Below are 25,323 nucleotides of genomic sequence, written 5' to 3' on the forward strand. Positions count from 1 at the left end.
ACCGTAACGTTTCCAACACCGCCGGGAGGCCTGCGGCCTCCAGTCGTGATCTAAAGATACTCCTACAGCGCGGTTACTGCTGACCTTGTTGGAGCGCTGGTTTCCATCGCGACTGGCGCCGCCAGGCGCCTTGGCGGAGACCGCAGCGCCAGCGATAGTCGCCAGCATAGGCAACACTGCCGGGAGGCTTGCAGCCTCCAGTCGCGAGCTAAAGCTGCTCCGACAGTGCGGCCATCACATTCCTTGCCGTTTCACGCCAGTTTGCGAGGAGTCTTTTTTATGCGCACGAGCTAGGCGGTGGTCTTCGGCTTCGCCTTGCTGGCCTTGGCCCGCTCCAGCATGGGCTTGAGGAAGCGCCCGGTATGGGAGGCCTCCATCTTCGCCACCTGCTCCGGGGTGCCCTCGGCGATGATGCGTCCGCCGCCGGAACCGCCCTCGGGCCCAAGGTCGACGATCCAGTCGGCGGTCTTGATCACGTCGAGGTTGTGCTCGATGACCACGATGGTGTTGCCGTGGTCGCGCAGGCGGTGGAGTACGGTCAGCAACTGGCGGATATCCTCGAAGTGCAGGCCGGTGGTGGGTTCGTCGAGGATATAGAGCGTCTTGCCTGTGTCGCGCTTGGCCAGTTCCCGGGCCAGCTTGACGCGCTGGGCCTCGCCGCCGGAGAGAGTCGTGGCGCTCTGCCCCAAGCGGATGTAGGAAAGCCCCACGTCGAGCAGGGTCTGCAGCCGACGGGCGATGGCCGGCACCGGGCTGAAGAATTCCAGCGCTTCTTCGACGGTCATTTCCAGCACTTCGTGGATGCTCTTGCTCTTGTAGTGGATCTCCAGGGTCTCGCGGTTGTAGCGCTTGCCCTTGCAGACGTCGCAGGGGACGTAGATGTCCGGCAGGAAGTGCATCTCGACCTTGATCATCCCCTCGCCCTGGCACGCCTCGCAGCGGCCGCCCTTGACGTTGAACGAGAACCGCCCGGGCTTGTAGCCCCGTGAGCGAGACTCCTGGGTGCCGGCGAAGAGCTCGCGGATTGGCGTGAAGATGCCCGTGTAGGTGGCCGGGTTGGAGCGGGGGGTACGGCCAATGGGACTCTGGTCTATATCGATCACCTTGTCGAGCCGGTCAAGTCCCTCTATCGACTCATAGGCGGAAGGCGTCAGCGTGGTGGCGCGATTGAGCTCCCGGGCGGCGATGGGCATCAGCGTCGAGTTGATCAGCGTCGACTTGCCCGAGCCGGAAACGCCGGTGATGCATACGAAGAGGCCCAGCGGCAGGGTCAGCGTCACGTCGTGCAGGTTGTTGCCGCTGGCGCCGGTAAGGCGTAGCTGCTTATCGGGATTGCCAGGAATGCGCCAGGGGGGTACCTCGATACGGCGCCTACCGGAAAGGTACTGTCCGGTCAGTGAATCGGGGCTGGCCATGACATCCTCGGGGGTGCCCTGGGCAACGATCTGCCCGCCGTGCACACCGGCACCGGGGCCGATATCGAGTACATGGTCGGCGGCGCGGATGGCGTCTTCGTCGTGCTCTACCACGATGACGGTATTGCCCAGGTCGCGCAGGTGAATCAACGTCTTGAGCAGGCGGTCGTTGTCGCGCTGGTGAAGGCCGATAGAAGGCTCGTCGAGGATGTACATGACACCGACCAGGCCAGCGCCGATCTGGCTCGCCAGGCGGATACGCTGGGCTTCGCCGCCGGAGAGGGTGTCGGCGCTGCGCTCCAGATTGAGGTAGTCGAGGCCGACGTTGACCAGGAACTCCAGTCGGGCTTGAATCTCGTTGATGATCTTTTCGGCGATCTCGCCGCGGCGGCCGGGTAACGTCAGCTCACGGAAGTAGTCCAGGGCCTCGCCGATGGGCAACTCGACGATCTGGGGGAGGGTGCGGTCGTCGATGAAGACGTGGCGCGATTCGAGGCGCAGACGTGAGCCGTGACAGCGGGGACAGGGCTGGTCGGCGATATATCGCGCCAGCTCCTCGCGGACCATGCTCGATTCTGTTTCGCGGTAGCGACGCTGCATGTTGGGCAGCACCCCTTCGAAGGAGTGTTCCCGGGAGACCTTGCGTCCACGGTCGTTGACATAGCTGAAAGTAATCTCATCGCTGCCACTACCATGCAGGATGACCTCGCGCTCATGGCGTGCCAGCTCCTGCCAAGGGGTCTCCAGGGCAAAGCGGTAGTGGCTGGCTACGGCCTGTAGCTGACTGAAATAGTAGACGCTGCGACGATCCCAGCCCTTTATCACCCCCTCGGCCAACGACAGCTCTGGGTGGCTGATCAGCTTGTGGGGATCGAAAATCTGCTGCACCCCCAGACCGTCGCAGGTGGGGCAGGCTCCGGCCGGGTTGTTGAACGAGAACATCCTGGGCTCGAGCTCAGCGATGGCGTAGCCACACAGCGGACAGGCAAAGCGCGCCGAGAAGATGATGTCGTCGGCCTCGCCGTCCATGAAGTGGACCATGACAATGCCATCGGAAAGGCCGAGCGCCGTCTCGAAGGATTCCGCCAGCCGCTGCTGAAGACCCTCGCGAACCTTGATGCGATCGACCACCACACTGATGTTGTGCTTCTTGTGCTTGTCCAGCGGGGCGATGTCGTCGAGTTCGAGCACCTGGCCGTCGATCAGTGCGCGCACGAAGCCCTGGGCGCGGAGCTCGGCAATCAGCTGCAGATGCTCGCCCTTGCGACCCTTGACCACCGGGGCCAGCAGCATCAATTTGCTGCCTTCTGGCAGTTCGAGCACCTGGTCGACCATCTGCGAGATGGTGCTCGCTTCGAGTTCCTCGCCGTGCTCCGGGCAGCGCGGCGTGCCGGCACGGGCGAACAGCAGTCGCAGGTAGTCGTAGATCTCTGTAATAGTGCCGACGGTTGAGCGCGGGTTGTGAGAGGTGGACTTCTGCTCGATGGAGATCGCCGGCGACAGGCCTTCGATATGGTCCACGTCCGGCTTTTCCATCATCGACAAGAACTGGCGGGCGTAGGTTGAGAGCGACTCCACGTAGCGGCGCTGGCCCTCCGCATAGAGCGTGTCGAACGCCAGCGATGATTTGCCGGAGCCGGAGAGCCCTGTGACCACAATCAAGCTGTCCCGGGGCAGGTCGACGTCGATCTGCTTGAGGTTGTGAGTACGGGCACCCCTGACCAGTATTCTGTCCATTCCCACCTCGTGACGCACGGCAAAACCTCGATTATACGTCCGCGATACACCGTGCAGCAAAGCGGCTGTGGCAGGGACGTTTCCTGCGTGGTCCGGAACCGATAGAATAGGCGGTTCACCTAAGGGCTTCGAGCCCGCCTACTCACGGATTCTCGTCACTCTATGCGCAAGGTCTCTGGACTGCTGCTAGCCACCGAACGGCGGGCCATCACCGGCCTGGCGAGCTTGTATGCCACGCGGATGCTGGGGCTGTTCATGGTCTTGCCGGTGCTGGCGCTGTATGCCGATGAGCTGGCCGGCGCCACGCCATTGCTGATTGGGCTGGCCCTGGGGGTCTATGGGCTGACCCAGGCGATTCTGCAGATTCCCTTTGGCTTGCTTTCCGACCGTGTCGGTCGCAAGCCAGTGATTGCCGGTGGACTGCTACTGTTCCTGATCGGCAGCGTGGTTGCCGCCGGTGCTGATACCATCGGCGGCGTGATCCTCGGCCGCTGCCTCCAGGGTAGCGGTGCCGTCGCCGCGGCAATCATGGCGCTGCTGGCGGATCAGACACGAGAGCAGGTGCGTACGGCCGCCATGGCCACCATCGGGCTCTCCATCGGAGTGGCCTTCGCGGTGGCCATGGTGCTGGGCCCTTGGCTGGCGGCGGCGTACGGCCTATCCTCGGTATTCTGGTTTACCGCCATGCTGGCCGCACTTGGCTTGGTGGTTCTGTGGAAGCTGGTGCCACCAGCGCCCCGCCGGATGCGCCATCGCGATGTTGGCATCGACCGCCAACAGCTGGCAGTGATACTTACCCGGGCCGATCTGTGGCGTCTCGATCTGTCGATCTTCGCCCTGCACCTGGTGCTGATGGCGATCTTCGTCGCGGTACCCTTTCGCCTGCTCGAGGCGGGGATCGATGTAAATCGCCATGGCCTGACCTACCTTGGCATCATGCTGCTGGCCTTTCTCTGCATGGTGCCGCTGGTGGTGCTGGCCGAGAAGCGCCAGCATATGAAGGGCATGTGCCTGCTGGCAATTGGTGCCATTGCCGTCAGCCTGGCGGGGCTGGCCGGCATCGGTACCGGCGCCTGGGCACTGTTTGCCTGGTTGCTGCTGTTCTTCACCGCATTCAACCTGCTGGAAGCCACGCTGCCGTCGATGCTCAGCAAGCTGGCACCGGCGGGAGCCAAGGGTACGGCCATGGGTGTCTACTCCACCAGCCAGTTTCTGGGTGCCTTCCTAGGTGGTCTGCTGGGTGGCTTGCTGGCCCAGCAGTGGGGATTGTCTGCCGTCTTCATTGGCAGCGCCCTGTTGGCCGGCATATGGTGGCTGTTGATGCTGGGCATGCCGGCTCCTCCCCATCTCTCGAGCGAAGTGTTCGAACTGGATGAAGATCAGCAGAACGATACGTTGGACACCCTGATGGCGAGCTTTGCCGAGGTGGCTGGCGTTGAAGACGTGCTGGTCGTACCCGAAGAGCGGCTGGCCTATCTTAAGGTGGACCGGCGGCGTCTCGACAGGGATGCGCTGGATCGCCTGGTGCGTTCGAACCACCATCGCGGTGGCTGACCGACAGTTCGGCGGGTGCCGACAGGGCGCCGCCGGAATTCATGACAACGAGTGTATTCAACCAATAGGGAGTCCAGCATGGCCCGTGGTGTCAACAAGGTCATTCTCATCGGTAACCTGGGGCAGGATCCCGAGGTCCGCTTCATGCCTTCCGGCAGTCCCGTCGCCAACCTGCGAGTCGCCACTACCGATACGTGGACCGACCGCCAGAGCGGTCAGAAGCAGGAACGCACCGAGTGGCACTCGGTGGTGCTGTTCAATCGACTGGCTGAGATCGCCCAGCAATTCCTGAAGAAAGGCTCCCGGGTCTATCTCGAGGGCCGCCTGCAGACACGCAAGTGGCAGGGGCAGGACGGGCAGGATCGCTATACCACCGAAATCGTGGTCAACGACATGCAGATGCTCGATAGTCGTGGCGGTGATGCTTCGGGCCAGGGTGCGGGCTTTGGGGGCCAGGCCCAGGCACCCCAGCAAGGTGGTTACGGCAATGCCGCGCAGCAGCCGAGTGGTTATGGCGGTGGCCAGCCCCAGCCAGCCCCGGTACCGCAGCAAGCCGGTCCGCAGCAGGGTAATCAACAGCAAGGCGGCAAACAGCAGGGTGGCCAACAGCAGGGTGGCCAACAGCAGGGTGGCCAACAGCAGGGCAACTATGGGGCCCCTGATCCGGGTAGCTTCGACGATTTCGACGATGAGATCCCGTTCTGAGTGGTCGTGTCATGATTGGCGGAGGCGTTGAGTGAAGTTGCTGATACTGGATGCCGGTCACTGCCTGAACCTGGCGATGGCCCGGGTGGCTCATCGTAGGAGCGATACCGAATTGGTCATCGAGCCGGGTATCGCCGTCGATGCTGCCTACCTGCGCGAGCTGCAGCCGGATGCGGTGATCATTCCGCCACTGTCTGCACCCATGGAGATCGCACCTGCCGCAGTGGTAAACCATGGCGAAGGGGTGGATATCTGCCTGGCGGCTTGTCGTGAGACTGATACGCCGCTCATCTGGTGCGTCTCGGACCAGCTCTATCAGGATGGTTTTGACACCCCGATCGACGAACACGTGATCCCGGCGCCGCGAGACGATAGCCTGCGGCGCCTGATCGCCATCGGAGACCGGATTCGCAGCAGCCATCCCCGCCACCTGATCGTGCGGCTGGGGCCTCTGTTCGCCCTGGAGGGGGGGCATGCCTGGCTGAGTGGCGTGATCGACAGCCTGATGAGCGGGGAAGATGTGCGTGCCGCCCAGGATGTGATCTTCTGCCCCACCTCGGCGGATGCCGTGGCCATGGCACTGATCGGCATGCTGCACCAGCTTGCCTGCGGTTCCACTGCCTGGGGGGCCTATCATCTGGCGGGCACGGAACCCGTCAGTGCCTATACCTTCACCACCATGGTTCGGACTCAACTGTCAACCCGTCTCGAGGGGCTGGGCGAGCAGGTGGTGCTGGGAGAGGTGAGGGCGCTCAAGCACCATCATGATCAACCGCTGCGTCGCGTGCTCAACTGCCGGCGTGTGCTGGAAGCCTTCGGCGTTCACCAGAAGCCCTGGCGGCTGGAGGTCGGGCGCCTGCTAGGCGACTGGTGTCAGGCGCGGCGACCGCTTGAGGAGAGTGACGCTCACCCATGAATGTGATTCGCAGCTTGCTTTTCTACCTGGGCTATTTCCTTGCCATCCTGGTCTGCGGGGGGCTCTTCCTGCCCGTGGCGCCGCTTCTGCCGCTGTCAAACCGCTATCGGTTGCTCAACCTCTATAACCACTTCGTTACCGCCTGGTTTCGCTGGACCTGCGGGGTGCGTTTCCGGGTTAGTGGCAGGGAACACCTGCCCGAAGGGCCTTGCGTGATCCTGTCAAATCACCAGTGTGAATGGGAAACCATCTATCTGCAGGTTCTCAAGCCGCCGGTGTGCACCGTGCTCAAGCAGGAGCTGCTGCGGATTCCGTTTTTCGGTTGGGGGTTGCGGCTGTTACATCCCATTGCGCTAGACCGTTCGAAGCCGGCACGGGCCATGCGTCAGGTTCTGACACAGGGCGTGCAGCGCCTGAATGAAGGGCTCTCGGTGCTGATTTTTCCCGAGGGCACCCGGGTGGCGCCCGGTGAGCGCAGGCGCTACAACAAGAGCGGTACAGTGATTGCCTGCCGTGCCGGGGTGCCGGTGGTACCGGTGGCACACAATGCCGGTGAGCGTTGGCCGGGCCGGCATTGGGTCAAGAATCCGGGCCTGCTGAACGTGGTGGTGGGTGAGCCCATTGCCACCGAGGGCCGCACGCCTGAAGAGGTACTGGTCGAGGTGGAGGCCTGGATCGAGGCGCGCCTGGCGGAGATTTCCGAGGTGTCAAGACCCGAGGCGCCCCGCCGCGAGCGCAGTGTCCACTCCGCGTCATGAACCTGATGGCCAGCAAAAACCGGCGCAGGGAATATCGGCGGGTAACGAAAGAAGGCGTCCGCGGAGCGGACGCCTTCTTTCACGGTGCGACAAATTACAGTGTTACAGTTCTTCAGTCGCGGTAGCGCTGGAGCACCAGGCAGGCGTTGGTGCCACCGAAGCCGAAGCTGTTGGAGAGCACGCGCTCGATGGATGCACCGTCGCGACGGCTGGTGACGATATCGAAGCCGGCGGCCTGGTCGTCGAGTTCGTCGACATTGGCCGACGCGGCAATGAAGTCGTTTTCCATCATCAGCAGCGAATAGATCGTCTCCTGTACGCCGGTGGCGCCCAAGGAGTGTCCGGTCAGCGACTTGGTGGAGCTCATGGCCGGTGTAGTGTCACCGAACACCGCACGGATGGCCTTGAGCTCGGCGACATCACCCACCGGGGTCGAGGTGCCGTGGGTGTTGATATAGTCGATATCGCCCTCCACCGTCGCGAGGGCCTGGCGCATGCAGCGTGTGGCGCCCTCACCCGACGGGGCCACCATGTCGTGGCCGTCGGATGTGGCGCCATAGCCGACCAGTTCGGCGTAGATTTTCGCGCCGCGGGCCTTGGCGTGTTCCAGTTCCTCGAGCACCAGCATGCCGCCACCACCGGCAATGACGAAGCCGTCGCGGGCCTTGTCGTAGGGTCGAGAGGCCTTTCCGGGCGTGTCGTTGTAGTGCGTCGACAGGGCGCCCATGGCATCGAACAGGCAGGAGAGGGTCCAGTGCTCTTCCTCGCCGCCGCCGGCGAAGACGATGTCCTGCTTGCCCAGCTGGATCTGCTCCATGGCGTTACCGATGCAGTGGGCCGAGGTGGCACAGGCTGAGGAGATCGAATAATTGACCCCCTTGATCTGGAAGGGTGTGGCCAGGCAGGCGGAGACGGTGCTGCCCATGGTGCGGGTCACCCGATAGGGGCCAACCCTCCGCAGTCCCTTCTCGCGCATGACATCGGCGGCTTCGACCTGGTTGGCGCTGGACGCTCCTCCGGAGCCGGCAATCAGGCCGGTACGCTCATGGGAGACCTGATCCGACGTGAGCCCTGAGTCCTCGACGGCCTGGGCCATGCTCACATAGGCAAAGGCCGCGGCATCGCCCATGAACCGACGCAGTTTGCGGTCGATGAGGGCATCGAGATCGATATCCACGGCCCCAGCCACCTGGCTGCGAAAGCCGCGTTCGGCATACTCTTCCTTGAAGCGAATGCCCGAGCGCCCATTCCTTAGCGCCTCGACGACCGCCTGCCGGTCGTTGCCCAGGCAAGATACGATGCCCAGGCCAGTGACTACCACTCGTCGCATGGAAGCCTCCTGATCAGAAATTCGCGGTAGAAGTGAACAGGCCGACACGCAGGTCATTCGCCTGATAGATTTCGCGGCCGTCGACAGTCACTGTCCCATCGGCCATTCCCAGGATCAGGCGCCGGGTAATGATGCGCTTGATGTTGATCTGGTAGGTGACCTTGCTGGCATCGGGCAGAATCTGGCCGGTGAATTTTACCTCACCACAGCCCAGGGCGCGCCCCCTGCCGGGATGGCCAAGCCAGCCCAGATAGAAGCCCACCAGCTGCCACATGGCATCCAGTCCCAGGCAACCGGGCATGACCGGGTCGCCGGGAAAGTGGCAATCGAAGAACCAGAGGCCGGGATGAATATCCAGTTCGGCGGTCAGCTCGCCCTTGTTGAACTGACCTCCTGCCTCGTGGATATGCGTGATGCGGTCAAGCATCAGCATATTGGGAGCCGGCAGCTGGGCATTGCCAGGGCCGAAAAGCTCACCGCGGCTACACGCCAGCAGTTCTTCGCGTACGAAAGAGTGTTGCTTGGTCACTGAGTCGTTCCGAGTCGCAGTTGTTGTGGGCCTTCCCGCGAGTTTAGCGGACGCGGCATTGGCTCTTGGGCCGTCCCGCCCTGGGCGGCCCCGACTAGTCTACTGGCCGAGGACGGTGATTGCACGTCGGGCATGACGCGAGGTGCGGGAGCGATTAAAGTGATAGCGCTTTCTAGGCGATAGTTCGATGCATGGTTCGATGCGCAGCACGGGCGCGATTATATTCCCTCCATTCGTCAGACCGGGATATGACATGTGGTCATCCTATGCGATCAATCGCCCGTTAACCTGGGCCACACTGGCTGCGCTGCCGGCATGCATCTGGCTGCCCGGCGCGGGCCTGCGCCTGGTGGCGGTGGCCGTGGTGGCAGCCGGCCTGATCCATGCCTGGCGACAGCTGCGACGTGAACGGCAGAATGCCGATCTGATGCAGCAGGCACTGATGCTCTCCGAGGAGGGTGTGCAGATCACCGATGCGGAGAACCGTATCCTGGCGGTCAATCCCGCTTTTACCCGGATCACCGGCTTCACCGAGGAGGAGGTGCGCGGTGTCAACGCAGCCAACCTGGTGGCGTCCCGGTACGATTCCAACTTCTTCAAGCGTTTCTGGCAGACCCTGGAAGTCAAGGGGCGCTGGGAGGGTGAGATATGGAACCGTCGCAAGCAAGGTGAAGAGTACCCCGAGTGGCTGCGGGTCAAGGCGGTGCTGGACAAGAAAGGGCGGATCAGCCACTACATCGGCATCTTCACCGACATCTCCGTGCACAAGGCCCGCGAGCAGGACCTGAGGCGCATCGGCTTCGAAGACCCGCTGACCGGATTGCCCAACCGTCGACGGCTCCACGACCTGATGACATCGCGCCTGCGCCACCTACGTGCCGGGGAGAGCCTGGACATGGCGATAATCGACATCGACGGCTTCAAATCGGTCAACGACAGCCTGGGTGTCGACCAGGCTGACCGTCTGCTGGCGCGCTTCGGGAAGCGATTGGCCGGGTATGTAGCCGGCGGAGTGGTGGGGCGCCTGGGTGGCGACGAATTCCTGGTGATTCGCACCACCACTTTCGACGACCATGACAAGTGGGTGGCCGGCCTGCGAGAGCACCTGGGTGAGCCATTCGAGATTGACCATAATTCACTGCGGTTGGGGCTGTCCATCGGCAGCTGCCGAGCGCCCGAAGACGGCAGCGACTCCGGGGTGCTCTTCCAGCGGCTCGAGTCAGCGCTCTACTCGGCCAAGCGCCACGGTCGCAATGTCAGCCAGCGCTTCCGGCCGGCACTGGACGTCCAGGACGCGCCGCAGATGGCGCTTGTCTATAGCCTGCGTGATGCCTTGGCCAGCGGGGGGCAACTGGAGCTCCATTACCAAAGCCAGCATCGTACCAGCGACGGCCTCGTGGTGGGGCTGGAGGCTCTGCTACGCTGGCGGCATCCCGAGCGTGGCATCGTCTCACCGGGTGACTTCATTCCCCTTGCCGAGCGTCACGGCCTGATGGGCGTGCTGGGCAACTGGGTCATCGACGAAGCTCTGAGTCAGATGGCGCGCTGGCGCGAGAGGGGAATGCCCAAGCTGCCGGTATGGATCAATATCTCGGCGATCCAGATGTTTCAGGGCGAGCTGGAGTCGGTGCTCTCGTCCGGCCTGGCCCGCCACGGCATCGCTGCCGGCCAGCTTGGCCTCGAGCTGACCGAGTCGGTACTGCTCGACGAACGCGCCGGCGATATCGTGCCGCGCCTCAAGGCACTGCGGGATCGCGGCCATCGCATCGCCATCGACGATTTCGGTACCGGCTACTCGTCGTTGAGCTACCTCAAACGCCTGCCGCTAGACAAGATCAAGCTCGACCGCGCCTTCATCCGCTCACTGCCCGACGACCCGGCCGATGCCGCCATTGTCAGCGCGGTGCTGGCAATGGCTCGTGGACTGTCGCTGGATATCATCGCCGAGGGAGTGGAAACCCAGGGGCAGCTCGATTTCCTGCGTGAAGCAGGCTGTCGTCTGGTTCAGGGGTTCTATTTTGCCCGCCCGATGGCGGTCGAGGCGCTGGAAGAGCACTGGCAGAGCCTCGCCGGGCAGTCGTCGACCTCTCTCCTGGGAACTACCCCCACCACCTGATCGCTGTACCGCATCACGGTGATTGCCAAGGGGCCTCCAGGGCCGGCTCCTGGCTCATGGGCTGGCTCTTCCGCGGTTAGGGGTCAGTCGGGCGTCAGTGCCTTGAAAGCCTCCAGTGCTCGCAGCCTGGCGGTCTTGTGATCGACGATTGGGGCTGGGTAGCCGGTTTGGGCACGCTGTTCTGCGGACGGCGCCAGCCTGGCCCTGGGGGGGAGGTCGGCCAGTTCCGGCACGAATTCGGTGATGAAAGCGCCATCGGGATCAAAGCGGCTCGACTGGGCAGTGGGATTGAAAATGCGGAAATAGGGCGCGGCATCGGTGCCGGTGGATGCCGCCCACTGCCAGCCGCCGTTATTGGCACAGAATTCACCGTCGACAAGGTGTTGCAGGAAAAAGGCCTCGCCGCGGCGCCAGTCGATAAGGAGGTGCTTGCTGAGAAACATGGCGGTGATCATGCGCAGGCGATTGTGCATCCAGCCAGTCTGCACCAGCTGGCGCATGCCGGCATCAACGATGGGGTAGCCGGACCGCCCCTCGCACCAGGCACGAAAGCCGACATCGTCGCGGCGCCATGCCAGGGCTTCGGTGTGCCGCTGAAAGGCGCGATGTCGACACACCCTCGGGAAGCCTGCCGCCACGTGCTGGTAGAACTCGCGCCAGACCAGCTCGTTCGCCCAGGCCACGAGTCCGACATCGCCTTCGGCCAATCGGCCATGGTTTTCGCCGAGTACCGCCTGCAGGCACTGGCGATGGGAAATCATACCCAGTGCCAGGTAGGGCGAGAGCTCGCTGGTGCCGTGTACGGCTGGTACGTCACGCTGCTGAGCATAGTGATGGCCACGAAAGCGCAGGAAACGCTCAAGCCGATCGGCTGCCGGATCTGCGCCGGCTGGCCAGTCGCGGGCCGAAACGGACTGCTCTTGGGCACGGGGAGGCAGCGGCAACGGGTCGGCGGCGATGGCGGGAGGTGACTGGGGCCGGGGAGTGTCGCGAAGCGCCAGGCGTTCGGCACTGAGCTGTCGGTGCCAGGCCTTGGCAAAGGGCGTGAAGACGCGGAAATAGTCCCCTTTTCCGGTCAGCAGTTCACCGGGGGCGAACGCCGTGGCGTCGTGATGCGCCACGCTATTGAGCCCGGCCCGACCGAAGCTGGCCGCGACGGCCTGGTCGCGGTGCTGTTCGTCCAGCGCGTATTCGCGGTTGAAATGCAGCTCCTTTGCGCCTGTCTTCCGGGCGATGGCGAGCAGTGTCGACGGGGCCTGGTCGTAAGACTCGATATCCCGGTGGAGCAGCGGAATGTTCAGCCCGGCCAGGTCATCGCGCAGTGCCGCCACGCCACGACCCCAGAAATCGAGCTTGTTGGCGCCGTGGCCGTATCCTTGCCACTGCGGCAGGCAGCGCAGGAAGACCGCTACCACGGGACCCTGGCGCGCTGCGGCAGCCAGCGCCGTGTTGTCCTGGACTCGCAGGTCGCTGCGAAACCACATCATCATGCAGGACATGGTGGCTCCCGGGTAAGTGAAGGTCAGGTGTCTTTCAGCAGCGAGCGTAGCCTTGCCAGCGCCAGGGGAAGGTCATCCCCGAGCAGTTCCACATGGCTATCGGCCAGGTCGTTGCCGCGTATGCGCGCCACCGGCCCGCAGAGACCGAGAGGAACCTCGAGCTGCTCGGCCAGGCGGGGCAGCTGGCGACGGATCAAGTCGGGGCGTTCAGCGCGGCCACTGACGAGCAAGAGGGCCGAAGCTTTCAGACGCTCCACCGCCAGCGGCAGTTCGCCGAAGGGCAGGAGCCCGTCGAGCAACTGGATACGATAGTCGGCATCGCTGGCGGCCAGGGCTGCCAGCAACAGCCATAGCGGACCTGGGTCATCGGGAAGTGTGGTCATCAGCACGACCGGCCCCTTGGCAACCTGGTTGGCATGGTAGAGCCGGGTGCCGATTCGCGTGCGCAGGAAGGTTTCCAGGTTGACCCGTTGCAGCCTGGCACCGAGCTGGTCGTCCCAGCGCTCTTCCAGCTCGCGAATGGTGGGCTGCCAAAGCTCGGCAAGGCCTGTGGTTACTGGATAGAGCGCCAGGCTCTGGTTGAACAGGCTTTCCAGCCGTGCCACGTCCAGCGCCTCCACGGCGGCCACCAGTTGACGCCGCTGGCTGGGCCAGTCGCCGGAGGCGGGCTCGGGTATTGAGGCGACCTCGGGCTGGTCGAGTAGCTCCTTTACCTGGCTGACGGGCACGCCGCGGCTCAGCCACTGCAGAATCTGCTCGACGCGTTCGATATCCTCGCGTGCGTAGAGGCGGTGGCCCTTGGGTGTACGCTGGGGGCAGATCAACCCGTAACGCCGCTCCCAGGCGCGCAGGGTGACCGAATTGACACCGGTTATGCGCGACACTTCGCGGATCGGGTAAAGCGGTGTGTCGGCCGGGTGGGTTGCCTTGTCGGTCATGCTCGCATCGCCTCTAGCTGTTGTCATTGCCGTTCCAGGCCGCCATGGAGTGCCAGGTATCCAGGCGCGACTCTCCTTGCTGAATAATATTGTACACCAATCGCATGATGTACAACCGCTGCTGTCGAAATCAATGGCTTGTCTGCGCAGCGATCTCTGCCATCATGACGGTAATGCCAATCGCCTTCCGTGACTGGCCACAGCTGCCAAGGCCAGGGCGCCACCAGGCCCCTCTTCAGTCAGGTTTCGGTTTCGCGGCGTAAGGCCTCGTCTCTGTCACTGAAGAGCTGCGCGTCGATAGCCACCATGGCGGTGACCAGGCTTCGGTTGGTCATGCGGCTGCCAGGGCCGCGGGCCTTCTCGAACAGGGTTGCCTGCCAGCCTGTGGCTTGAAGCACCTTCGCACAGGCCAGACCAGCGACACCGGCGCTGGCGGCCGTGGGACATGCCGTTGGGGAGCTGGTGGCCGCGCGTGGTAGGTTTTTGCGTTAAACTATCAGAGATGTACAATGGTTGTATAACTGGCGGCGCGCTACGATGAATCCAGGGGGAGGAGAGTGCTATGCGTGTGCTGATTACGGGTGGCAGTGGTTTCGTGGGACAGCGCCTCTGCCATCGTCTCAAGGAGGAGGGGCATCGCCTGCAGGTGGTTTCGCGGGACCCTGCGGCCGTCAAGGGACAGCTTCCTGCGGGCACCGATATTCGTCGCTCCGTTCTCGATTTTGTCGACTCGCCACCAGACGCCATCGTCAACCTGGCCGGCGAACCGATAGCGGCGCGCCGCTGGAGCGACAGTCAGAAGAAGCGGTTGATCGACTCGCGAGTCAATATCACCCGAGATCTGGTAATCCTCTGCGAACAGCTCAAGCAGTCGGGCGGGCAGGCTCCACGTGTGATGGTGTCGGGCTCGGCCATGGGCTACTACGGCGATCAGGGTGATCGTGAGGTCACCGAAGAGACGTCCCCCCACGATGAATTCGCCCACCGCCTCTGCAAGCGCTGGGAAGACACCGCCAGGGAGGCGGCGGATTTCGGTACCCGGGTCGCGTTGTTGCGTACCGGGCTGGTGCTTGACCTCGGCGGAGGTAGCCTGGAGAAAATGCTGCCGCCCTTCAAGCTGGGGCTGGGAGGACGCTTCGGCGACGGCAAGCAGTTCATGCCCTGGATTCATCGCGAGGATCTGGTGCGCATCATCTTGTTTCTGCTCGAGCACGACGAGCTGGAGGGACCCTTCAATGGCAGTGCTCCCCATCCGGTTACCAATGCGGAATTCACGCGTGCCCTGGCCGGTCAACTCCACCGGCCCGCAGCATTGCCGGTACCTGCCATCGCCCTGGAAACCGCTTTCGGCGAGATGGCCCGGCTGCTGCTGACCGGTGCCGACATGCGCCCCCGGCGCCTGCTCGATGCGGGCTTCGAGTTTCGTTATCCGGCCCTGGAAGAGGCGCTGGCGGAGATCCTGGGCAGGCGATGAGCCCGCCCCAGGAGGCTCAGCGGCTCACCTGATCCACCGTGACGATCACCCGTACGGCATCGAGCCGCAGCCGGGCGCCATCGATGGCTTCATCCAGCTCGCTGCGTTCGCGACGCATGGCATCGAGCTCCTCCTCACGCACCGCCGGGTTGAGGCGTGCCAGGGCTTCCAGGCGGGAGAGTTCGGTATCCAGCTCGCTACGCATGCGGGTCTGTGCTGCCTCGATTATGCTCGGTAATTCTCGTTCGGCTTCCGTCTCGCCTTGGGTGAGCAGGTCGCGCAGTTGATCGTGGCGGTTGCGTATCAGGTCCCGCGCCATCGCCTTCTTGACCTTCTGCAGGTTCTTCGACAGCCCGGTAAAGGAGACTTTGTCGGTGAGCACGGCGCCGGATTCGTCGAGCAGCACCCTCACGGCGGTGGGTGGCAGGAAGCGATTGACATGCAGCCGCCTCGGCGCCGGGCAGTGGGTGCGAAAGACCAGTTCCGCCATCAGTCGCCCGGCGGGGATCGCCGGATGCTTGAGCAGCGACAGGGCGGTGTTGCCCATGGTGCCGTCGATGATCCGCCCCATCATTTCGCGCAGCAGCGGGTGCTCCCAAGAGAGGCGCTGCACGTCGTCGCGGGCCAGCGCCCGTGACCGCGAGAGTGTCGCGGTAAAGCCCTCTTCGCCCTTGGCCAGGCCGGGCAGGCCATCTAGCATATGTTGGCTCGGCTGCAGGTGCAGCAGGCCGTTGCCCAGCTCCTGGCTGTCGACCCCGAAGACGTCTAGCGCTTGATCCAGGTAACGAGGCAGTGCCGCGTCGTCGTCCAGCTCGCGGATAGCGTTGGCTACTGCCTCGGCGTGTGCCGGGCGGCAGGCGTTGAGTTCCAGCAGCCGGTTGCGGCCGGCGTCGCGCTCGGCCAGGCGACTGAGGAAAAGGGTTCGGGTCTCGGAGATGACCTCCTCCAGCGCCTCGTCGTCGAGCAGGGCCTCGGAAAGGGCGTCGCCGAAAGCATCGAAGAGCTCGCTGCCCACGCCGTGGGGTGCCAGGAAGGCATCCATGCCGTCCCGGTACCAGCGCAGCAGACGTTCGGCGGGGCTGCCCTCGAACAGCGGTACGTGGATCTCGATGGTGTGGCGCTGGCCGATACGGTCCAGGCGACCGATACGCTGCTCAAGCTGGTCGGGGTGCTGGGGCAGGTCGAACATCACCAGGTGCCGGCAGAACTGGAAGTTGCGTCCCTCCGAGCCGATCTCCGAACAGACCAGCAGCTGGCTGCCCTCCTCCTCGTCGGCGAAGTCCGCCGCGGCGCGGTCCCGCTCCACGAGGCTCAGGCCCTCGTGGAAGACTGGAGCGTGAATGCCGCCCAGCACACGCAGCGCTTCGGCAAGTTCCTGGGCCGTTTCACGGCCGTGGGCGATCACCAGCACCTTGTCGCCAGCGAAGCCCTGCTCGCCGTCGTCGCTCAGTCGCTCCATCAGCCAGGTCACCCGGTTGTCAAACTGCCACCAGGGCTCGGCGTTGAGCGGGTCCTCAGCCAGGGCGCGATACATGGCGTCTGGGTAGATCAGCACATCCGGGTGGTCGAGTCCGGTCTCGATCAGCAACTCGTCGAGGTAGTCCTCATCGCGTTCGAGCTTGCGGAATGCGCGTCGGTAGGGCGATGGCGGAGTCAGGTAGGCCAGGTGCAGGTGGCGTTCGGGGAAGCCGCCGACGTGGCGGCGGCTGTTACGAAACATCACCCGGCCGGTGCCATGGCGGTCGAGCAACTGGTCGCGTAGCTGGCTGCGGGCGCTCTGCTGTTGTGGCTCGCCACTCTCGGGGTTGGCCAGCGTGGCCAGCAGGGCCAGGCTATCGGGTTCCTCGATCACCTCGGCGACTCGTTTGCGGTCGTCGGTGTCGCTGTCGTCGGCAGCCGGCAGACGCTCCAGGGCATCAATGGCCTGGGCCACTTCCACGTAGTGCTGCTCCTCGTCGCGGAAGCGCTCGAGGCTGTGATAGCGGTCCGGGTCGAGCAGACGCAGACGGGCGAAGTGGCTTTCCAATCCCATTTGCTCTGGGGTCGCGGTCAGCAGTAGCACACCCGGTACGTTAGCGGCTAGGCGCTCGATGCAGGCGTAACCGGGGCCGACCTTATCGGCACTCCAGTCCAGGTGGTGCGCTTCGTCGACGATCAGCAGGTCCCAACTGGAGGCTTCGGCCTGGGCCTGGCGGTGTGGGTTGGCGAACAGCCACTCCTGGCTGGCGAGCACCAGTTGACCAGACTCGAAAGGGTTGGTCTCGGCCTGGGCCAGGCTCTGCTGCTCATCGAGCAGGGTCACGTGCAGGGCGAAGCGGCGTAGCAGCTCCACCAGCCACTGGTGTGTCAGGCTCGGCGGTACCAGAATCAGTGCCCGTTCGGCGCGGCCAGTCAGTAGCAGGCGGTGCAGGATTAACCCCGCCTCAATGGTCTTGCCCAAGCCGACCTCATCGGCGAGCAGCACCCGGGGAGCGTGGCGGCGGGAAACCTCGTCGGCGATATAGAGCTGGTGCGGTATAAGGTCGATGCGGGGGCCGGACAGGCCCAGCGCCGGACTCTGCTCGATACGGTTGAAGTGGTGCAGCGTGCGAAAGCGCAGGTCGAACCAGTCGTTGCGGTCGACCTGGCCGGTCAGCAGGCGATCGCGGGCCTGATCGAACTGCATGGTATCGGCCAGCTTGGCTTCGGGCAGCTCTCGCAGTTCGCCCTGGGCATCCTCGCCGATATAGACGATCAGCCCGTCGACCTCCTTGCTGTCCTCGACCAGCAGCTGCCAGCCGTCGGCGGACAGGATGCGGTCACCGCTACCGAAGGCCACTCGAGTGAGCGGGGTCTGGCGACTGCTGTAGGTACGGGTTTCCTGGCTGGCGCCGAACAGCACGGTAACACTGCGCTGATCGCAACTGAGGATGGTGCCCAATCCCAGTTCGGCCTCGCCGTCACTGATCCAGCGTTGGCCGGGTGAAAAGTCGCTCATGATGCCTCGGGAATGCTGAAAACGGTGCATGCGCCGCCAATGGCTCAAGCCTTCGGCAGCAACAGGGCGGGCGATTCTAACGCAAAGACCGCCACGGCTTAAGAGTGGTGATATGCGACAGGAAGTGGTAGGGGTGCCAACACTCTCAGTGTCGTCTCAACCAGTTGTCGAGCTGGGCGCGGGAGAGTTCGCCCACATGGCGCTCCACCGCACGCCCTTGGGGATTGAACAGCACCGTGGTGGGAAGGCCTGGGGATTCCATTGTTCGCATCATCTGCTGGCCAGGGTCGAGCAGCGGGTAGCGGAAGTCCAGCGCCTGCTCGTCGAGATAGCGCAACACCTGCAGCAGATCCTCACCCTGATTGATCACCACCACCGTGACGCCATCCCTGGCGTCGGCCTCGGCCAGCAGCGGCATCTCGCGCAGGCAGGGTGGGCACCAAGTGGCCCACAGGTTGACCACGACCCGCTCGCCGCGCAGCGACTGCAAGTTGACCGGTTCACCATCGAGGTTCTCCAGGCTGATATCGGGCAGTTCGCGCACCGCCATATCGCCTCCCAGCGGTGCCAGGGTGACCAGCACCAGCCACAGGGCCGAGGTGCCGATGGTAAGGGCCATGGCCCCGATCATCGACAACAGGTGTTCGCGAAGAGACCAGCCGGTCCAGATCAGTGCCGCCAGCAGCCCCCAGATGCCGTGGAAGCCGGCTTGCCATAGCTTCAGCACATCCAGTGGGGCGGCGGCGTAGGCATCCAGGTTCACGGCCACGTGCCCAAGGCGAGCACCCACCAGCCAGGCCAGTACCAGGCCGTTGAACCAGCGGACCCGTTTGTCAGTGGAGAGCCCCAGGAGTAGCCAGGCGGCCAGCAGCAGCAGCAGGGCGCAGCCGATCGCATAGAGTCGGGGTAGGGAAATCAACACGGGGCCCAGGGCAAAGGCATCCATTGGGTTCAGCTCCGAGATCGGGGTCGGCGTTGGCGGCAGGACCGGGTAGAATCGCACACTTGCTTACACCACAGCGGCAGGCTAAGCAAAGCCTACTGTGCAAGGATCGGTCTGTCACCTGGCGGGAGCCCACATGGCAAAGACGTCGTTCGATACTCTGAGAGTCCTGGCCATCGCCAGCCAGGCACTAGGCTTCATCCTGATCATCACGCTGGAAACTTTGATGGGCGATGCCGCCCGCCCCTGGCAGGGCACGACCCTGGCGGTCATGGTGCTCAGTGCCCTGTTTTTGGCCCTGGCACGACTCTACCGACACAACAAGGCACGTAAGGACATGGACCGGCGTCTGGCCGATGACGATGACAACAGCTGAGTGATCCTACCCAGTACCAGTGGACACCCCGTTAACGCAGTACACTGCTACGAGGTGACCCATGGTGAAGCAAGCTACCCCGATGAACCCACTGGCGCAGCGTGGTGGTGACCGGCGAACGCCCCGGCAGCCAATCGATGCGCTCTCGCGTCGGACCACAGACGGGGCAGCGCAGGTACCGTACCGGTACTTCCAACTCGACTCGGTAGATCAGCAGTGGCGCTTCCCGGACCCGCCGGCGGTGGACGTCATGCACCAGGAAACAGGCATGGTCACAGCCGCTACAGACAGGTGGGAACCGGTCATCGGGCGCCAGCTGGAACCGCAATGTCTGAGGGTCCAGAAACTCGTGGTGAGCGGCGGTGAGACCTCTCCAGAACGGGCAGAGCGGGGTTGCCAGTGCCGGCGACCTCGCCTACGGCGTGGCCTCCGCCAAGGCGCCTGACGGCGCCAGTCGCGATGGGAACCAGCGCTCCAACAATGATTCTTTCTACCGACGGTGCCACGCCGCTGTCGGAGTAGCTTCAGCTCACGACTGGAGGCCGCAGGCCTCCCGGCGGGGTTGCCAACGTGCGCGGCCATCACCGGCGTTTCAGCCTCCGCCGAGGCGCCTGGCGGCGCCAGTCGCGATGGAAACCAGCGCTCCAACAATGATTCTTTCTACCGACGGTGCCACGCCGCTGTCGGAGTAGCTTCAGCTCACGACTGGAGGCCGCAGGACTCCCGGCGGGGTTGCCAACGTTCGCGGCCATCACCGGCGTTTCAGCCTCCGCCGAGGCGCCTGGCGGCGCCAGTCGCGATGCGGAGCAGCGCTCCAACAATGATTCTTTCTACCGACGGTGCCACGCCGCTGCCGGAGTAGCTTCAGCTCACGACTGGAGGCCACAGGCCTCCCGGCGGGGTTGCCATGGTCGCGGTTATTGCCAGCGTCGGCAGCCTCCGCCGGGGCGCCTGACGGCGCCAGTCGCGATGGAAACCAGCGCTCCAACAATGATTCTTTCTACCGACGGTGCCACGCCGCTGTCGGAGTAGCTTCAGCTCACGACTGGAGGCCGCAGGACTCCCGGCGGGGTTGCCAGTGCCAGCGACCATCGCCTACGCCGTGGCCTCCGCCAAGGCGCCTGGCGGCGCCAGTCGCGATGCGGAGCAGCGCTCCAACAATGATTCTTTCTACCGACGGTGCCACGCCGCTGTCGGAGTAGCTTCAGCTCACGACTGAAGGCCGCAGGACTCCCGGCGGGGTTGCCCGTGCCGGCGACCTCGCCTACGCCGTGGCCTCCGCCAAGGCGCCTACCGGCGCCAGTCGCGATGGGAACCAGCGCTCCAACAGCGGCTTTCTCCACCAACGTTGCCACGCCGCTGTCGGAGTAGCTTCAGCTTACGACTGGAGGCCGCAGGCCTCCCGGCGGTGTTGCCAGTGCCGGCGACCATCGCCTACGCCGTGGCCTCCGCCGAGGCGCCAGTCGCGATGGAAACCAGCGCTCCAACAGCGGCTTTCTCCACCAACGTTGCCACGCCGCTGTCGGAGTAGCTTCAGCTCACGACTGGAGGCCGCAGGACTCCCGGCGGGGTTGCCAGTGCCGGCGCCCATCGCCTACGCCGTGGCCTCCGCCGAGGCGCCTGGCGGCGCCAGTCGCGATGGAAACCAGCGCTCCAACAGCGGCTTTCTCCACCAACGTTGCCACGCCGCTGTCGAAGTAGCTTCAGCTCACGACTGGAGGCCACAGGCCTCCCGGCGGTGTTGCCAGTGCCGGCGACCTCGCCTACGCCGTGGCCTCCGCCAAGGCGCCTATCGGCGCCAGTCGCGATGGAAACCAGCGCTCCAACAGCGGCTTTCTCCACCAACGTTGCCACGCCGCTGTCGGAGTAGCTTCAGCTCACGACTGGAGGCCGCAGGCCTCCCGGCGGTGTTGCCAGTGCCGGCGACCATCGCCTACGCCGTGGCCTCCGCCAAGGCGCCTGACGGCGCCAGTCGCGATGGAAACCAGCGCTCCAACAGCGGCTTTCTCCACCAACGTTGCCACGCCGCTGTCGGAGTAGCTTCAGCTCACGACTGGAGGCCACAGGCCTCCCGGCGGGGTTGCCAGTGCCGGCGACCTCGCCTACGCCGTGGCCTCCGCCAAGGCGCCTGACGGCGCCAGTCGCGATGGAAACCATCGCTCCAACAGCGGCTTTCTCCACCAACGTTGCCACGCCGCTGTCGGAGTAGCTTCAGCTCACGACTGGAGGCCGCAGGCCTCCCTGCGGTGTTGCCGGTGCCGGCGACCATCGCCTACGCCGTGGCCTACGCCGTGGCCTCCGCCAAGGCGCCTGACGGCGCCAGTCGCGATGGAAACCAGCGCTCCAACAGCGGCTTTCTCCACCAACGTTGCCACGCCGCTGTCGGAGTAGCTTCAGCTCACGACTGGAGGCCGCAGGCCTCCCGGCGGTGTTGCCAGTGCCGGCGACCATCGCCAACGCCGTGGCCTCCGCCAAGGCGCCTATCGGCGCCTGGCGGCGCCAGTCGCGATGCGGAGTCGGGGCGCACCGAGCGCTCCAACAAGGAGCGCCTGCGTCGCTATCGCCGAGGCGTCCTTCCACAATGCAGTCTGTGCAGAGCAGATTCACGCCAAAGTGTGAAGAACCAAAAGAAAAGGGCCTGCGATTTCTCGCAAGCCCTTGATATTCTCTGGTCGGAGTAGCAGGATTCGAACCTACGACCTCTGCCTCCCGAAGGCAGCGCTCTACCAAGCTGAGCTATACTCCGATTTTTGCCAGTTTTCACTGTACCGTCAGGCGACTGGGGGCCTGACGAGATCGGCATTATACGCAATTGCCTTGGGCTTGCAAGCCCTCAGGCGGCGCTGCCTCAGGCCTCTCGGTCCACCGCCATGCGGGCCAGCTCCGCCATGCTGTCGCGATAGCGGCTGGCAGGCAGGAGCTCCAGCTGTTCCAGGGCCTTGGCGACCATTTCCTCGGCGCAGGCGCGGGTATAGTCCAGCGCTCCGGTGTCGCGCACGATGGCCAGCACTTCGTCCAGGTGGTCGAGGCCGCCCTGACGAATGGCCTGACGAATCGTCCTGGCCTGTTCTGGGGTGCCGGCGGCCATGGCCTGAATCAGTGGCAGAGTCGGCTTACCTTCGGCCAGGTCGTCACCTACGTTCTTGCCCATGGCAGTGACGTCGCCCTGATAGTCGAGCAGGTCGTCGATCAGTTGGAAGGCGAGCCCGAGGTAGCGGCCATAGTGCTGTAGCGCCATTTCTTGCTGCGGGGGCGCCTCGGCGAGAATTGCGCCGCTGTGCGATGCTGCCTCGAACAGCATGGCGGTCTTGCCGAGGATAGTCTCGAAGTAGGTGGCCTCGTCGATGTCGGGGTTGCCCACATTGGTGAGTTGCTGCACCTCGCCCTCGGCGATGACGCAGGTAGCCCCCGACAGCACGTCCATGATCCGCAGCGAGCCGATCTCAACCATCATCTGGAAGGAACGACTGTAGAGATAGTCGCCGACCAGCACCGAGGGTGCGTTGCCCCAGGCATTGTTGGCGGTGGCGCGGCCGCGTCGCAGGTGTGAGTCATCCACCACGTCGTCATGCAGCAGCGTCGAGGTGTGCATGAACTCGATCAGCGTGGCAAGCGAGATGTGCTTGTCGCCCTGGTAGCCCAGCGAGCGAGCGGCCAGCAATACCAGCAGCGGGCGCAGGCGCTTGCCGCCGCTGGCGATGATGTACTGTCCGATGGTCACCACCAGCGGAACGCGCGAGGCCAGCTGGGACATGATGGTACGGTTGACTGCGGCAAAATCATCGGCGACCGCGGCATGAAGCGGAGAGCCAGGGGCGGTACCGGCAGATGAATTCGAAGTGACGTTGGCTGGCATGGATTCGTTGTCATCAAGCAGTGGGGCCGGCAAGTCGAAGGCATTGCCCGTGGCCTTGGGTTGCGGGTCATGCTATGGGGACCCCCGATGGGCGTCAAGCGGCGTCACGCCTGCACATGATGGCGTTCGGCAAGCAGTCAAGATGTGGCTTGAACGGCCAGGTGGGTGTCGTTATAATACGCGGCCCACTCATCACGCTCCCTGTCAGATGGCTGCCAAAAGGGGCGCCACTCGAAGCAGGCCGACGAAGAGCCAACCCCGATGAGTTCTGGAGAGACACGCACATGTACGCAGTAATCAAGAGCGGTGGCAAGCAGTACCGCGTTCAGGAAGGCCAGACTCTCAAGCTCGAGAAGCTGGAAGTGCCGACCGGCGAAACCATCGAGTTCGACCAGGTCCTCCTGGTAGCCGATGGTGATGACGTCACCATTGGTGCACCGCTGGTTGACGGTGCCAAGGTGGCTGCCGAGATCGTTTCCCACGGCCGTGGCGAAAAGATCCGCATCATCAAGTTCCGTCGCCGGAAGCACAGCATGAAGCGTCAGGGCCACCGTCAGTGGTTCACTGAAGTCAAGATCACCGGGATCTCCGCGTAAGCGGCAACCCCCTGAACGAGCGAGGACTTTGCAATGGCTCATAAGAAGGCAGCCGGCTCTACCCGTAACGGCCGCGATTCAGAATCCAAACGCCTTGGCGTCAAGTTGTTCGGTGGCCAGGTCGTAACCGCCGGTAACATCATCGTCCGTCAGCGTGGCACCAAGTTCCACGCAGGCACCGGTGTCGGCCTCGGCCGTGACCATACCCTGTTCGCCCTGAGCGACGGCGTGGTCAAGTTCGAGACCAAGGGTCCGAAAAGCCGCAAGTTCGTTAGCGTCGTCTCTGCCTGAGAGCGCGCGAACCGGTAGTAGGAGGGCCCCGCCAAGGCGGGGCCTTCTTGTATCATGACGGTGGATGCCGTCGGGAGAGTAGCAATGCAGTTCGTCGACGAAGCCTCGATCATCGTGGAGGCAGGCAGGGGGGGCAGTGGCTGCCTCAGCTTCCGCCGCGAGAAATACGTGCCCAAGGGTGGCCCAGATGGCGGTGACGGCGGGCATGCCGGTAGCGTTTACCTGGTGGGTGACGACTCCCTCAATACCCTCATCGACTTCAAGTTCCAGCGCTTCTACCAGGCCGAGAACGGCCAGCCCGGCCAGGGGCGTCAGATGAGCGGGCGCGCCGGAGACGACCTGGTGGTCAAGGTGCCGGTAGGTACTACGGTGATCGACGAGGATACGCTTGAAGTGATCGTCGACATCACCGAAATCGGCCAGCAGGTGCTGGTGGCCCAGGGCGGTCGTCGCGGGCTCGGCAACATCCACTTCAAGTCGTCCACCAATCGAGCCCCGCGCAAGACCACGCTGGGCACCGAGGGCGAACGGCGCAACCTGCGCCTGGAAATGAAGGTGATGGCCGACGTGGGCCTGCTGGGCATGCCCAATGCCGGCAAGTCGACGTTGATCCGCTCGGTATCCGCGGCCAAGCCCAAGGTGGCCGACTATCCCTTTACCACCTTGGTGCCCAATCTGGGCGTGGTGAAGCTCGGCATGCACGAGCACTTCGTCATGGCCGACGTGCCGGGGCTGATCGAAGGGGCCTCCGACGGTGCCGGGTTAGGGCTGCGTTTCCTCAAGCACCTGACCCGCACCCGGCTGCTCTTTCACGTGGTCGACATGGCGCCCTTCGACGAATCCGACCCGGTGGAGGCCGCAGAAGCGATCATTCACGAGTTGGGTCAGTTCTCGCCGGCCCTCGCCGAGTTGCCGCGCTGGCTGGTGATCAACAAGCTCGATCTGGTGCCCGCGGAAGAGCGCGAGGCGCGGGTGGCCGCCATCGTCGAGGGGCTCGCCTGGGAGGGTCCGGTGTATCGCATCTCGGCGATCAGCGGGGAGGGCACTGATGCCCTGGTACAGGCGGCACATCGCTGGCTGACAGAACGGCGTCGTCTCGAGCATGAAGATGAGGAAGCCGCGGAGCGTGAGCGCCAGATGCGCGAGCGCATGGAGGCCGAGTCCGTGGCGCGCACCGAAGCGCGCCTGGGGCGCCACCGCAAGCGCAAGGATGACGATGATGATGACTTCGATGACGATGATCATGACGTCGAGGTTGAATACGCTCCTTGAGGTAACAACTGGCTGCGCTCGCGCAGTGTCTTGAGGTTGTT

General features: G+C 64.1%; 18 protein-coding genes, 1 tRNA gene and 1 pseudogene. 10 read left to right on the top strand and 10 right to left on the bottom strand.

Annotated elements, in window-relative coordinates:
• Nucleotides 1–290 precede the first annotated feature (290 nt).
• Nucleotides 291–3,152 carry an excinuclease ABC subunit UvrA gene (gene uvrA, locus DU490_RS13795; protein ID WP_114574860.1) on the bottom strand — a complete coding sequence of 954 codons (2,862 nt, stop codon included), beginning with the start codon at nt 3,150–3,152 and terminating at the stop codon, nt 291–293.
• Between the two features lie 162 nt (nt 3,153–3,314).
• On the opposite strand from uvrA, the gene DU490_RS13800 reads away from it, so the two are divergent.
• The 4 genes from DU490_RS13800 to DU490_RS13815 all read left to right on the top strand — a co-directional run bounded on the left by DU490_RS13800 (nt 3,315) and on the right by DU490_RS13815 (nt 7,085).
• Complete coding sequence (locus DU490_RS13800) at nt 3,315–4,706, top strand: MFS transporter (protein ID WP_114574861.1); 1,392 nt, start codon at nt 3,315–3,317, stop codon at nt 4,704–4,706.
• Between the two features lie 78 nt (nt 4,707–4,784).
• Nucleotides 4,785–5,411 carry a single-stranded DNA-binding protein gene (locus DU490_RS13805; RefSeq protein WP_114574862.1) on the top strand — a complete coding sequence of 209 codons (627 nt, stop codon included), beginning with the start codon at nt 4,785–4,787 and terminating at the stop codon, nt 5,409–5,411.
• Between the two features lie 31 nt (nt 5,412–5,442).
• Nucleotides 5,443–6,327, top strand: a complete 885-nt coding sequence (locus tag DU490_RS13810; RefSeq protein ID WP_114574863.1) for a sugar nucleotide-binding protein — start codon at nt 5,443–5,445, stop codon at nt 6,325–6,327.
• On the top strand, nt 6,324–7,085 hold the full coding sequence (locus DU490_RS13815) for a 1-acyl-sn-glycerol-3-phosphate acyltransferase (protein WP_114574864.1): 762 nt from the start codon (nt 6,324–6,326) through the stop codon (nt 7,083–7,085). The genes DU490_RS13810 and DU490_RS13815 overlap by 4 nt, the downstream gene beginning before the upstream one ends.
• Nucleotides 7,086–7,197: 112 nt before the next feature.
• Here DU490_RS13815 and fabB read toward each other — a convergent pair whose 3' ends face one another.
• Together fabB and fabA are read right to left on the bottom strand one after the other, a co-directional pair.
• On the bottom strand, nt 7,198–8,415 hold the full coding sequence (gene fabB, locus DU490_RS13820; protein ID WP_114574865.1) for a beta-ketoacyl-ACP synthase I: 1,218 nt from the start codon (nt 8,413–8,415) through the stop codon (nt 7,198–7,200).
• Between the two features lie 13 nt (nt 8,416–8,428).
• Nucleotides 8,429–8,944, bottom strand: a complete 516-nt coding sequence (fabA, locus tag DU490_RS13825; protein ID WP_114574866.1) for a 3-hydroxyacyl-[acyl-carrier-protein] dehydratase FabA — start codon at nt 8,942–8,944, stop codon at nt 8,429–8,431.
• Between the two features lie 253 nt (nt 8,945–9,197).
• Between fabA and DU490_RS13830 the strand changes: the two genes are divergently transcribed.
• The gene (locus DU490_RS13830; protein ID WP_114574867.1) at nt 9,198–11,060 is read left to right on the top strand and encodes a bifunctional diguanylate cyclase/phosphodiesterase; all 1,863 of its coding nucleotides are present in this window, start codon (nt 9,198–9,200) and stop codon (nt 11,058–11,060) included.
• An 83-nt stretch (nt 11,061–11,143) separates the two neighbouring features.
• Here the strand turns inward: DU490_RS13830 and DU490_RS13835 are convergent, their stop codons facing one another.
• From DU490_RS13835 to DU490_RS13845, 3 genes and pseudogenes are all read right to left on the bottom strand, one after another.
• Nucleotides 11,144–12,559, bottom strand: coding sequence for a deoxyribodipyrimidine photo-lyase (locus DU490_RS13835; protein WP_114574868.1), 1,416 nt, complete (start codon nt 12,557–12,559; stop codon nt 11,144–11,146).
• A 23-nt stretch (nt 12,560–12,582) separates the two neighbouring features.
• Nucleotides 12,583–13,497 (bottom strand): MerR family transcriptional regulator, encoded by a 915-nt coding sequence (locus tag DU490_RS13840; protein ID WP_114574869.1) that lies wholly within the window; start codon nt 13,495–13,497, stop codon nt 12,583–12,585.
• 239 nt (nt 13,498–13,736) lie between these two features.
• A pseudogene (locus tag DU490_RS13845) lies at nt 13,737–13,913 on the bottom strand (amine oxidase); the annotation flags it as partial.
• A 146-nt stretch (nt 13,914–14,059) separates the two neighbouring features.
• On the opposite strand from DU490_RS13845, the gene DU490_RS13850 reads away from it, so the two are divergent.
• On the top strand, nt 14,060–14,971 hold the full coding sequence (locus tag DU490_RS13850; protein WP_114574871.1) for a TIGR01777 family oxidoreductase: 912 nt from the start codon (nt 14,060–14,062) through the stop codon (nt 14,969–14,971).
• A 16-nt stretch (nt 14,972–14,987) separates the two neighbouring features.
• Here DU490_RS13850 and rapA read toward each other — a convergent pair whose 3' ends face one another.
• On the bottom strand, nt 14,988–17,948 hold the full coding sequence (gene rapA / locus DU490_RS13855; protein WP_114574872.1) for an RNA polymerase-associated protein RapA: 2,961 nt from the start codon (nt 17,946–17,948) through the stop codon (nt 14,988–14,990).
• A gap of 145 nt (nt 17,949–18,093) precedes the next feature.
• Complete coding sequence (locus DU490_RS13860) at nt 18,094–18,894, bottom strand: TlpA disulfide reductase family protein (RefSeq protein ID WP_114574873.1); 801 nt, start codon at nt 18,892–18,894, stop codon at nt 18,094–18,096.
• A gap of 133 nt (nt 18,895–19,027) precedes the next feature.
• Between DU490_RS13860 and DU490_RS13865 the strand changes: the two genes are divergently transcribed.
• Nucleotides 19,028–19,267 carry a hypothetical protein gene (locus DU490_RS13865; protein ID WP_114574874.1) on the top strand — a complete coding sequence of 80 codons (240 nt, stop codon included), beginning with the start codon at nt 19,028–19,030 and terminating at the stop codon, nt 19,265–19,267.
• Nucleotides 19,268–21,936: 2,669 nt separating this feature from the next.
• On the opposite strand, the gene DU490_RS13875 is transcribed toward DU490_RS13865, so the two are convergent.
• Together DU490_RS13875 and ispB are read right to left on the bottom strand one after the other, a co-directional pair.
• Nucleotides 21,937–22,013, bottom strand: a tRNA-Pro gene (locus DU490_RS13875).
• Between the two features lie 102 nt (nt 22,014–22,115).
• Nucleotides 22,116–23,123, bottom strand: coding sequence for an octaprenyl diphosphate synthase (gene ispB, locus DU490_RS13880; protein WP_114574876.1), 1,008 nt, complete (start codon nt 23,121–23,123; stop codon nt 22,116–22,118).
• Between the two features lie 284 nt (nt 23,124–23,407).
• On the opposite strand from ispB, the gene rplU reads away from it, so the two are divergent.
• The 3 genes from rplU (at nt 23,408) to cgtA (ending at nt 25,282) form a co-directional block, all read left to right on the top strand.
• Nucleotides 23,408–23,719, top strand: coding sequence for a 50S ribosomal protein L21 (rplU, locus tag DU490_RS13885; protein ID WP_066443749.1), 312 nt, complete (start codon nt 23,408–23,410; stop codon nt 23,717–23,719).
• 33 nt (nt 23,720–23,752) lie between these two features.
• A complete protein-coding gene (gene rpmA, locus DU490_RS13890; RefSeq protein WP_114574877.1) occupies nt 23,753–24,010 on the top strand; it encodes a 50S ribosomal protein L27 in 258 nt (85 codons plus the stop codon).
• Between the two features lie 84 nt (nt 24,011–24,094).
• A complete protein-coding gene (gene cgtA, locus DU490_RS13895) occupies nt 24,095–25,282 on the top strand; it encodes an Obg family GTPase CgtA (protein WP_114574878.1) in 1,188 nt (395 codons plus the stop codon).
• The last annotated feature ends 41 nt before the right edge of the window (nt 25,283–25,323 follow it).

Source organism: Halomonas sp. DQ26W (assembly GCF_003339685.1).
GTDB lineage: Bacteria > Pseudomonadota > Gammaproteobacteria > Pseudomonadales > Halomonadaceae > Halomonas.